This is a genomic window from Echinicola shivajiensis, assembly GCF_018642165.1.
Lineage (GTDB): Bacteria > Bacteroidota > Bacteroidia > Cytophagales > Cyclobacteriaceae > Echinicola > Echinicola shivajiensis.
On record NZ_JAHHZM010000007.1, the window covers coordinates 107,456 to 119,415 of the forward strand.

Consider the following 11,960-nt stretch of genomic DNA (forward strand, 5'->3'; position numbering starts at 1 on the left):
ATAAATAATGAGCATAAAACTTATCAAGAGCATCTTCATCATTAATTTAATTTTACTTGCAGGATGCGATAAAAAGGAGGGGGAAAAAAAGCCCAATGTTTTATTCGTTTTAGTGGATGATTTAGGCTGGAAGGATTTAGGATATTCGGGTAGCACCTTTTATGAAACCCCCAATATTGATCAGCTGGCTGAAGAAGGGGCTGTATTCACCGATGCCTATTCAGCTTGCCCAGTATGTTCCCCTGCACGTGCAGCGATAATGAGTGGGAAAACACCTGCTCAATTAAACCTTACCGATTATATCCCGGGAAATCGCAGTTTTGGGCCACACGAAGACCAAAAATTAACTTCGCATCCCTTTAAGCTACAGCTTGATTTGGAGGAATACACCATTGCTGAGAGTTTCAGGGATGCTGGCTATAAAACCATGATAGCAGGGAAATGGCATCTCGCAGAGGAAGAAAAATACTATCCACAATTCCAGGGCTTTGACATAAACAAAGGGGCCAATAGAACTGGGCATCCAGCAGGAGGCTATTTTTCTCCCTATAAGAATCCAGAACTGACAGATGGTTATGAAGGGGAATACCTGACTGACCGTTTGACAGATGAGGTAATCAGTTTTATAGAGCAAAATAAGGAAGCACCCTTTTTTGCCTACCTTTCATTTTATACGGTTCATCTGCCCATGCAAGGAAAGCCGGATAAGGTGGAGAAATACCGGGAAAAACTGCAGAAAACAGATTTCTCCAATAAGGAGTTTGATAAAAATGGCAAGACTTGGGTAAAACAACAGCAAAATATGCCCCATTATGCGGCCATGGTGGAGAGTATGGACGAAAATGTGGGGCGTATTTTAGCTACCTTAAAAAAACTCAAGCTGGATGAGAATACCATAGTGGTATTTACCTCTGATAATGGAGGAATGGCCACCAGTAATCGTACCGATAATATTCCTACTAGTAATTTGCCGCTTAGAGCTGGTAAAGGCTATTTGTATGAGGGAGGAATCCGCGTGCCTATGGTGATTAAATATGCTGATAAATACAAAGGTAAAAGCTATGATTTTCCAGTTTCTGGGATAGATTTTTATCCAACCCTATTGGATCTTGCTCATCTTAAACCTGCTCAAGCTATGGGGCTGGAAGGCATAAGTATCAAGCCTTTGCTTGAGAACAAAGAACAGGAAGAACGGCCTATTTTCTGGCATTATCCCCATTATAGCGGAGGTTTGGGGGGGAGACCTGCTGGGGCCGTTAGAATGGGAGATTATAAGTTGATTGAGTTTTATGAAGATATGCACTGTGAGTTGTATGATATTAAAAATGATATCGCAGAGAAGAATGATTTGTCCATAAAGCATCCCGAAAAGGTAAAAGAGTTAAGGAAAAAATTACATCAATGGCGTTCAAAAGTAAATGCCCAAATGCCCTATCCAAATCCCAATTATAAGAATGACTAGTAGATTTAACAAATACATTAAAAACCGCTCAAAGAATAGCCTGAAAGTGAAAGCTATGGTTTTTTTTATGGGTATGATAGGCATCATGTCATGCCAGGAAAAGGAGGAGGTGATAAAATTCTCCGAGCATGACTTGGTGTTTGATAGTATACCCCATGTTTGGGATGAAGGTATACCTTTGGGGAATGCTTTTATTGGAGCGCTGATATGGCAAAAAGATACCAAGCTTAGGATGTCTTTGGATCGGGTGGATTTATGGGATATGCGTCCTATGGAAAATATCCAAAGTAAAAAATTCAGTTTTAAATGGGTATATGATAAGGTCATGGAGGATGATTATAAATCTGTTCAGGATGCTTTTGATGCACCTTATGACAATAATCCGGCACCATCTAAAATTCCCGGGGCAGCTTTGGAGTTTAATCTGGAGAAGATGGGAAAGGTGCAAGATATTGGCCTGCATTTGGATAATGCAGTTTGTCAGGTACAATGGGAAAACGGCGCAAATATGCAAACATTTGTCCATGCCAATAAAAATGTTGGATGGTTTGTCGTAACAGGGGCAGATGCCTCTTTTGTGCCGGAATTGATACCTCCAGTATATGAAAAACCAGCAGATAAAGATGATGGTCCGGTTACAGGCCTTTCCCTGTCCAGATTAGGTTACCAACAAGGAGCAGTAACCAAAACAGGGAATAAAATGGTATACAAGCAAAAAGGTTGGGGCGATTTTTATTACCAAGCAGCGGTTAAATGGAAACAGGAAGGTGACAGAATGATTGGGGTTTGGGCCTTAACTTCATCGATGGATGATGAAAATGCATCAGACATGGTAGATGAGGCTTTGGCATCTCAATGGAACAAAGCCAAAACAGCGCATACGAATTGGTGGAAAGAATACTGGTCTCATTCCAGTATCAATATTCCAGATCAGTTATTGGAAAAACAGTATTATAATGAAATGTATAAGTTTGGATCTGCTACCAGATATGATTCTTATCCCATCTCATTGCAGGCAGTATGGACGGCGGATAATGGGAAATTACCTCCTTGGAAGGGCGATTACCATCATGACCTCAATACACAATTAAGTTATTGGCCTACTTATACCGGGAATCAATTAAAGGCTGGAATGGGATACTTAAATACACTGTGGAATCAACGCAGTGTGCATAAGAAATATACCAAGGACTTTTATGGAACATCTGGATTGAATGTGCCAGGAGTGGCCACGCTAACAGGGGAGCCAATGGGCGGATGGATACAATATGCGTTTTCACCCACCGTTTCGGCTTGGTTGGGACAGCATTTTTATTTGCATTGGAAATATTCCATGGACGAAAAATTTCTAAGGGAAAGGGCTTATCCTTATTTAAAAGATGTGGCCACCCATTTGGAGGAAATCTCTATTATGAAAAATGGAGTGAGAACACTTCCTTTAAGTTCAAGTCCAGAAATTTATGATAATAGTATTAAGGCATGGTTTAAGGATATAACCAATTATGACTTAGCTTGTATGTCTTTTGCATTCAAGGCTGCAGGGGAAATGGCAACCGAATTAGGTTTGGAGGAAGAAGCTCAACATTGGAGAGCCTTAAGGAAGGAATTGCCAGCTTATGATTTGGACGAGACAGGAGCATTAACCTTTGCGAAGGGACATCCCTATAATGTGTCGCATCGTCATTTTTCTAATGTAATGGCCATCCATCCTTTTGGAAATATTGATTGGAGTGATGGAGAAAAGGCCCGAAAAATTATTCAAGCGACAATAGAAAAGCTGGAAAAAGTAGGACCGGATTACTGGACTGGGTATTCTTACAGTTGGTTTGGAAATATCTTGGCCAGAGCTTTTGATGGAGAAGGGGCTGCCCGGTACTTAAGGGATTTTGCCAGTTCATTTTGTCTAAAAAATACCTTTCATGTGAATGGAGATCAGTCTAAATCCGGTAAGTCTACGTTTTTATACCGTCCTTTTACCTTGGAAGGAAACTTTGCTTTTGCTTCTGGAATTCAAGAGATGCTAATTCAAAGCCATACAGGGATCATTAAAATATTTCCAGCTATTCCAAAAAGTTGGGATGATTTGAGTTTTACTGATTTAAGAACTTATGGCGCTTTTCTTATATCAGCAGAAAAAGGAAATGGCAAAGTCGTTTCTGTAAAAGTCAAATCGGAAAAAGGAGGATTACTGAAACTTGATAATCCATTTAAAACAAAAAATATAAAAATTAATAATTCGAAGTCTTATAAGTGGGAGGGGAATGTTTTGGTAATAGAAACGCAACCTGAGGAAATGATTATCATTGAGCAAAGTAGTCCTTCATAAAGTAGTTTTGAAAAGGTTTAAGCTGATATAGTGTAGCATCTTGAAATTGGCAAGAGGTATTAAAGGATGATGTTAATTTATTGGGTGCTTGAAAGGTAATTCTCTGACTGTTCCTATTGGAGCCTATAATCAGACTTGGCCGATTCCTATTGAGGAAATTACCAATAATAATATCGAACAAAATCCTCTTTACCAATAATCAAAAGAAAAGTCTGAGGGTTTCTCAGGCTTTTCTTTTTGCATTTATTTAGACCAAACGACCTAATATGTTCTTTTGTCCGTAACAAAGTGATGAACATAAATTATTTGATAAGATATACTATGAAGTTTAAGAAGATTACAGCTGCGTTCCTGAGCGTCTTTTGTATTTCGTTAATGAGCAAAGCCCAAGATGGAAAGACATTTTATGTGTCCCCAAGTGGGAGTGATAAAAACGCAGGAACTGTGGAATCACCCTTTGCTAGCATAACCAAAGCTAAGGCAGTCATCAAAGACTTTAAGGAGGAAAACTCCGAAGATCAAGTTAACCTGATCCTCAGGGAAGGAACTTATTATTTACAGGAACCATTGGTGTTTGGGCCCATCGAATCCGGCAATGAAGCGGCGCCCTATATAATCCGTGCAGAAGAAGGAAAAGAGGTGGTGCTAAGTGGAGGAAAGGTACTGGAATTAAAGTGGAAGACGTATGAAAATGAAATATTGGTGGCCAAAGTACCAAAAGGACTTCAGTTCTCCTCTTTGTTTATCAAAGGCCAAAAGCAAATCAGGGCCCGCTATCCTAATTATCAGGAAGGAGTATATCCGTATAGTGGTTTTGCAGAGGATGCCCTTTCCAAAGAAAGAATCGATAGCTGGAATAATCCAACAGGTGGCTTTATACATGCTCTGCACTCCGGGCGCTGGGGAGGAATGCATTATGTGATTACTGGCAAGAATGCAGATGGGACCTTAGCCTATGAAGGAGGCTGGCAAAATAACCGTGAAAGTGAGATGCACAAAAGCATGCGTTTTGTAGAGAATATATTTGAGGAATTGGATGCTCCGGGAGAATGGTACCTTGATACAAAGAAAAGTTTGCTCTACTATTATCCCAATGAAGGGATGGGCAAAGAGGATATTGGACAGGTAGAAATTGCTGTTTTGGAAAACTTGGTAACGCTTAAAGGAGAAAAAGACCATCCAGTACAGTATATCAGCTTTGAGGGAATTGAATTTACCCATACTGCCCCTACATTTATGAAGACCGAAGAACAGCTCATGCGTAGTGACTGGACAATCTACCGAGGAGGGACTATTTTGATGGACGGAACAGAAAACTGTTCTGTCACTAATTCGGTTTTTAGAAACCTTGGAGGCAATGCCATATTTGTAAGTAATTATAACCGTCAGGCGAATATCAGCAGCAACTTGATCGAGGAGATCGGCGGGAGTGCCATCAGTTTTGTGGGCGGAGCCGATGCCCTTCGTTCACCGAGCTTTAATTACCATGAGTTTGTCGAAGAGGAAAACCTGGACACGATTCCTGGTCCAAAGACAGCTAATTATCCTTCGAATTCCACCGCTTCGGATAACCTGATCAGGAATATAGGCCTGATAGAAAAGCAGGTGGCAGGTGTTCAGATACAGCTGGCGATGGATTTACATATTAGCCACAATACCATTTATGATGTTCCCAGAGCTGGTATTAATATAGGAGACGGTGCTTGGGGAGGTCATATCATCGAGTATAATGATGTTTTCAATACGGTAATGGAAACAGGTGATCATGGCGCTTTCAACTCTTGGGGAAGAGATCGCTACTGGCATCCCAATCGAAGTAAGATGAATGATTTGACCGCAAGACACCCTGAGTGGATAAGGTTGGATGCTATCAAAACCACCATCATCAGAAACAATCGCTTCCATTGTGACCATGGCTGGGACATCGATTTGGATGATGGTTCCAGTAATTATGAGATTTACAATAACCTTTGCTTGAGTGGTGGTTTGAAGCTCAGGGAAGGTTTTTACAGAACGGTGTACAATAATATCACGGTGAATAATGGTTTCCATCCCCATGTATGGTTCAAGGAAAGCCATGATGTCTTTACCCGAAATATCGTGATGACTGCACATAAGCAGATCAGGGTGGATTTTTGGGGTGATAAGGTGGATGAAAATTTCTTTACCGCAGCTTCTGATTTGAGCAAAACACAAGAGTTTGGGGTAGATGCCAGCTCGGAGTCAGGGAATCCATTATTTGTTGCTCCTGAGGAAGGTGACTTTAGGGTTCAGACAAATTCTCCAGCAAAAACTTCTGTGGGATTTGAGAATTTTGATATGGATGAGTTCGGAGTGGTTTCTCCTGTGCTAAAGTCTAAGGCAGGACAACCAAAGATTCCAGATCTTTTATTGGAGAGAAAAGAGGAAGCATCCAAGGTTTATGGCTGGCATGGCTTTAAATTGAAAAAGGTGGAGACATTAGGAGAACAGTCTGCAGCTGGATTGAATGAAATTGCTGGAATATTGGTATTGGAGGTGCCTAATGGGTATGATTCTTCTGATATGTCAAAGTTACAAAAAGGGGATGTGATATTAAGCAGCTGGGGTGATGAGGTAAATGATGTAATGAGCCTGCAAAAAGCTGAAAAAGGGAATGCTTGGAAAGGGCGAGTGGAGTTGGAGATTTGGAGAAATCAGTCGGTTATTTCTATTACTATTCCTAAATAATGTGGAAGCTGAAAGTAATTTCGAGCAGAAAATCCCGACACATTTATATTGGTATACTTCCTAATAATTATGTTGGTCGGTTTAATATATGCCAATAGATTTAAACCGACCGAATTCCAATCTAAACATGCGATATAAAAAGATGAAGACTTTTCCTTTTATACTAATCTTTATGTTCACAACGGTCCTATATGCCCAAACAGATGAATTAGAGAAGGGTGTTGTTGACATTAATCTGAACAAGCAGACAGACAATATCACTGTGCTGATGGCAGCAAGTTCAACAATGAGCCAAGGACTTACTGTAAAGTGGCCAGACAAATCTCCTAAGCATTTTTGGGTGGAAGGGTTTAATGATATAAATCAATCCTTGGAATGTAGAGTGAATGTCAAAAAATCTGGTCGCTTTCATGTAGACGTATTATTAAGTGCCAAGCCGCAAGAACAATTCGAAATTCAGGTGCTCAATAATGGTTCAAACTTACTATTTACCTCTTCAATAGATGGATGGGATAAAATTGATGGGGGAATGATTTCCCTCTCAAAGGGAGAAAATATCATTCGTTTGATCAAAAAGACAAATAAATCAAATGTGTCCGTAAAGTCCTTGGAACTTATTGAAGAGGACGAATTGAGTGATTATAGAAAAAGAGTTGAACAGTTTAAGGTGAGTACTGATTGGTTTGCTGATACAGGATATGGCTTGATGTTTCAATATGGTCCTTGGGCCTATCCCCAAAAAGGAGAGGAAAGAAAGACCATGGATGAAATGGCGCGTGATTTTGATATTAATAAATTCGTTGCCATGGTAAAAGAAACAGGAGCATCTTATGTTATTTGGTCGCTCACTTGGTGGGATTATAAATTAATGATGCCTTCGAAAAGTGTCGACAGGATAATCGGTAATAGTGAAAGAACGTCCTCGGAGAATTTTATAGGCAAATTGGCCCATGAACTTAAAGCAAACAATATTCGCTTTATGCTTTATTATCATTTAGGACATGCCAGTCATATGGGAGGAAAAACTGATTGGTGGCAAGCCCAAAAATGGCCAGAGGAGTTTGCGGCAACAGGAAGCGGACAACGTGATGTGTTTTTTGCCAACTGGATGGATGTGATCAAAGAAATTGGTGAGAACTTGGGAGAGGACCTTGATGGTTGGTTTTTTGACGATGGATTGGTGTATTATCCTGCCCCATTCGAAAAAATGGGTCTTGCTGCAAGAGCAGGTAATTCGAATCGTTTGATTTCATATAATCCATGGATCTGTGCAGATTATACAGAATTTCAAGATGTTTATTTTGGCGAAGGTAGTCATGGAGAAGTCAGGGCAGGTAGCTCGCCAATTGGCGGAAATGGTGTTTTTAGATCTGGTCCCCACAAAGGCTTATTGCAGCATTCCATGTTTATAATGGAAGGTGATTGGGGAATTCATAAACCTAATCAAAAAATTGAAACGAAAATATCAAAAGAGAATGCCTTAAAATGGTTGAATAGTGCGATAGAAAGGAAAGTGCCACTTTCATTTAATTTATTGATGTGGGAAGACGGCACTGTGGCAGCTTCTTCTGTGGAAATATTAAAGGAATTGAAAAAGGAGCTGGATAAAAAAGACAAATAAGAATATTTTCTCTTAGACAAGCACGTCAGGAGCTAGTACCTGACGTGCTTTTATAGTTTATTGGAGTTATTTAGAAATAGACAATTCTTTATTCCATCAACTTATACATTTCTGAAGCGGCCAAAAGGAAACAACCTAGACCATAATCTTCAAAATCAGGTTTGCTAGTGTAAGTTACCGGTTGGCCATCTTTGGGCTCTTTACCAGTACCCTGAAGAAAGCCCAAATAGCCATTGTCATGAATGGCTTCTTTTGAAATGGCATTCCAGGCCTTGGTGATGGCCGGCATATAGACATCTTTTTCTAACAGTCCATTGTTGACTCCCCAGGCCATACCATACAGAAACAAAGCGGTACCAGAGGTTTCCTTACCTTCAAAATGGTTAGGGTCGTGCAGGCTGACATTCCAAAAACCATCAGTTCTTTGTACGGTCAAAACGGCCTTCAGCATACGTTGAAACATTTGTACATATTCAAAGCGATGAGGGTCATCTTGAGGCAAAAATTCAAGGGTACGCACCATAGCAGCCACTACCCAGCCGTTTCCCCTAGACCAATAACAATCATTCCCATTCGGTTCTTGATAGGGAGGAAGAAAGTCTTTGTCTCTCCACCACAAATTATCTTGAGGGTTAAAAAGGCCTTGGGTAACCTTGGTATCCATATACATTTCATACATGCGTTCCGAATATTTCCTGTCGCCAGTTAAGCTGGTCAATTGGGCAAAAACCGGCATGGCCATTTGAAGAGCATCGATCCAATCCCAATCATTGATTTTATAAGTCTCCAGCATATCGTCCACGGAAGACTGGATATCCCGGATTCGCTCCGGCTGTGGGTCTATTTCATATAACATGATATAGGTTTGGCCTGCGCAGTGGTTGTCGGCATGACGGGTTTGGGCCCCGTTTCTTAAGCCCCACTGGTGTGCTTCTCCCCATTTCACGGCATAGTCATAATAGGCTTTGTCATCTTTCAATGCATAAAGGGCCATGAGTCCTTCATAGTATACCGCGCGGGTCCATAGGTTACTGGACCGTTCTTTGTTGGTGATGACATTGACTCCTGGGTCAGGCCATTTATTCATCAAATACTGATTGGTCAAGACCATTTGGTCCATGATTTCTTTTTGGGAGGGTAGCTCTTGGGCCCTGGTCCAACTAGCCGAAAATAATAAGGCAATAAGTAGAACAGCTATACGGTTATTTTGCATGATATATTGAATTGTTTTTTAGCATTAATGCAATTGATCTTCTCGAAGATAAAAACATGCCTGCAAATAGGTATACTGATATGTCCTGATCATGATTTGGAATAAGGATATAATGACAGGGAGTTTTTAAAAAAAAAGTTAAGTTGGATTTTTAATTTACGTTGTTATTTTGAAATGACGAGTTAAATTTAAAAATGGTATTTTTTGATCAACTCATTGGTGAACAATTAAGCGCTGTTACATTGTTCAGGATTATTTTTAACTGGCTGCTTATGGTTTAAAACTCAAAACTATTGGATTGATTGTTACAATGTTAATAGTTTAGATGATCGTTAAATCAGGTATTTATTGAAAGCATTTTAAAATAAAGTGCCAAGAATAGATTTGAAGTGAAATTCGATCTATCTGGAACAGTTTAATACATAGTCCACAAATAGATACAGATGAACACAGATTTGTAGTGAATGGATAATACCTATCTGTGTTCCTCCTTTTAATCTTTTGGCTAGACCATAGTGAGTGGTCATCTTGAAATCATGATGTTTTGTTGTTCTGGCTACTAAGTAAAAAAACTTATTTAGCTATTTTTTTATCATTAAGTGTAATGTTCTCCAGTTGAAGATTATGGATATAATCGATATCGATTCCTTTTTCCTCAGGAGCAGAAAGACTCAGGTTTTTTAGGCTTACTTCAGACACCTGGTATTGATCTGAAGATTGGGTATTAAAGATGCGATCACATTCCAGATTGATATTGTGGAAAGATATGTTATTTGCAGCAGAAGTTTTGATGCCGCTTTCACCCTTTAGATCGAAAAACTGAGTCCAAGGTTTGATATAGAGCATATTGGCTGCATTTCCACTGATGTTCTCCAGCTGGATATATTCATAATGCTGCGGGGTGTCGGGACGCATTTTGAGCCATAGTAAACGGGTAGCATGAGAAACCTTTGTTCTACGCAAGATGATATTCCTATTGTGAATTGATTCACTTCCACAGGTCAAGGCGCTGTGGCAGTAGCCAAACTCACAGTCTTCAATGATGATGTTGTAGTTGCCGCCGTTATCTGGGTCCTTATCTGCATTTGGTCCTTTCCCGCCCTTTAGGGCGATGGCATCGTCATTGACCGACATGTAGCAGTTTTTGACCAATACATTTTTGCAGACATCCAAGTCGATGGCATCTGAGCTAGGTGCTTTTTCCTTGGCAGGTTGGTGTGGAGCAAAAATATACAAGCCCAAGATTTTTACATTTTCGCATTTGTAATAGTGGGAAGTCCAAAAGGGAGAATTGATCAGGCTGATATCGGATACTTGCACATTCTTGCTGTTGGAAATAAAGAGCAAGCGAGGACGCATTTCATCCACATTGGTGCAGTTCGGGTTCCACTCTCTTCTGAGCCAAAAAGCTTTCCAGAAGCGCAGGCCGTTGCCATTGAGGGTGCCTTTTCCTGAAATGGTGAAACCATCCAAACCGTCAGCATTGACCAGCGCAGCAAAGTACTTGCGGTTTTGTCCCTCAATACGTGTCATCAATAGCTTAAAGTGGCTGATGTCATCACTGCCTTTAAGCACAGCACCCTCTTCCAAATGCAGGTGAGTGCCTTGCTTGAAAAACAAAGAACCACTTAGGAAAGTCCCTGCTGGGATGATAATTACCCCACCACCTTCTTCATGTGCCTTGTCTATAATGGCTTGGATTTGCGCTGTTTGTAAAAGGGTACTGTCCTTTACCACTCCAAAGTCAGTAATTCGGTAATGTTTTCCCAGTTGGTCAATATCAGTAGCTTGGGTGTCACTGAACCAATCTGGCACAGGAGAGCCATCAGGAAAAGTGTCTTTTTGTGCAAAAGAATTAGTGTTGAAAATTATAAGGAGAAGGAATAAAATCAGGGAGTTTCTCATGAGGTATTCAGGTTATTGTTGGTTTAATTGTCCAGTCAATCTACGTGATTTGGCCTACGGTTTTCTACGATCACTTATTTTTAAGCTTGAAAAGGGAATTTAGGCAATCCCTTAAATAGATCAATCCTGTATTGTTCTGGTCTCCAAAAAATTACTTTTCTATTTAATATTAGATTTTGATTATTATGTGTATCCGTAATTTTGCACGTACTGGTTTATAGGCATAATATGGTATCGAAAAGTAAGGATGGCCCTTGTTGGGGCAGGTTTTAAGGAAAATGGGCAGGCTGTTAAGAAAATGAGCTAGCTCGCGTCGTGGAACAGCGAGATCCGCTCATTTTTAGGCCGGAACAGTTTTCTTAAAATTAAATTGGGATAAAGGATTCCTATATTAAAGATAAATCGGTATACCCAATTTAAATGCCGCACCACCGGCCTAGTCCCGATAGCTATCGGGATTTGGTCCTTTTCATCAATGGAAATGCGAAGCATTCATGATGACCTTTAAAAGTCTATATATACCTGAATAAAAGGACAGAAAAAGAATTATAAAAGCATAAACCAAAGAAAATATAGCTACGTGCAACATTGCGAATAGTCATATTGATTATTGAAAAAATAAATGGTGGTTTAAATAATGGCTTCTTTTGTTGTATCCCATTGTCTCGCAATTTTTTAGTTTGACCCCTCTCGTTGAAAAGGCCTTTTTGAGTTAAAAAAATAA

At 40.0% G+C, this 11,960-nt stretch carries 6 protein-coding genes; 4 read left to right on the forward strand and 2 right to left on the reverse strand.

All coding sequences use genetic code 11. From position 1 onward, the window contains the following. Positions 1–7 precede the first annotated feature (7 nt). The 4 genes from KMW37_RS13155 to KMW37_RS13170 all read left to right on the forward strand — a co-directional run bounded on the left by KMW37_RS13155 (position 8) and on the right by KMW37_RS13170 (position 8,118). Complete coding sequence (locus KMW37_RS13155; protein WP_215225097.1) at positions 8–1,462, forward strand: sulfatase; 1,455 nt, start codon at positions 8–10, stop codon at positions 1,460–1,462. Beyond that, positions 1,455–3,788, forward strand: a complete 2,334-nt coding sequence (locus KMW37_RS13160; protein WP_215225098.1) for a glycosyl hydrolase family 95 catalytic domain-containing protein — start codon at positions 1,455–1,457, stop codon at positions 3,786–3,788. Before KMW37_RS13155 ends, KMW37_RS13160 begins: the two co-directional genes overlap by 8 nt. Before the next feature lie 321 nt (positions 3,789–4,109). After that, entirely contained in the window at positions 4,110–6,497 is a 2,388-nt protein-coding gene (locus KMW37_RS13165) for a right-handed parallel beta-helix repeat-containing protein (protein ID WP_215225099.1), read from the forward strand. Positions 6,498–6,624: 127 nt separating this feature from the next. Continuing rightward, positions 6,625–8,118, forward strand: coding sequence for an alpha-L-fucosidase (locus KMW37_RS13170; protein ID WP_215225100.1), 1,494 nt, complete (start codon positions 6,625–6,627; stop codon positions 8,116–8,118). 88 nt (positions 8,119–8,206) lie between these two features. On the opposite strand, the gene KMW37_RS13175 is transcribed toward KMW37_RS13170, so the two are convergent. Beyond that, a complete protein-coding gene (locus tag KMW37_RS13175; protein ID WP_215225101.1) occupies positions 8,207–9,331 on the reverse strand; it encodes a glycoside hydrolase family 88/105 protein in 1,125 nt (374 codons plus the stop codon). Between the two features lie 573 nt (positions 9,332–9,904). After that, positions 9,905–11,236 carry a rhamnogalacturonidase gene (locus KMW37_RS13180; protein WP_215225102.1) on the reverse strand — a complete coding sequence of 444 codons (1,332 nt, stop codon included), beginning with the start codon at positions 11,234–11,236 and terminating at the stop codon, positions 9,905–9,907. Positions 11,237–11,960: the final 724 nt, after the last annotated feature.

Coding starts and splice junctions, on each gene's coding strand:
- KMW37_RS13165 (WP_215225099.1), top strand. CDS start 4,110: ATGAAGTTTAAGAAGATTACAGCTGCGTTCCTGAGCGTCTTTTGTATT.
- KMW37_RS13170 (WP_215225100.1), top strand. CDS start 6,625: ATGCGATATAAAAAGATGAAGACTTTTCCTTTTATACTAATCTTTATG.
- KMW37_RS13155 (WP_215225097.1), top strand. CDS start 8: ATGAGCATAAAACTTATCAAGAGCATCTTCATCATTAATTTAATTTTA.
- KMW37_RS13175 (WP_215225101.1), bottom strand. CDS start 9,331: ATGCAAAATAACCGTATAGCTGTTCTACTTATTGCCTTATTATTTTCG.
- KMW37_RS13160 (WP_215225098.1), top strand. CDS start 1,455: ATGACTAGTAGATTTAACAAATACATTAAAAACCGCTCAAAGAATAGC.
- KMW37_RS13180 (WP_215225102.1), bottom strand. CDS start 11,236: ATGAGAAACTCCCTGATTTTATTCCTTCTCCTTATAATTTTCAACACT.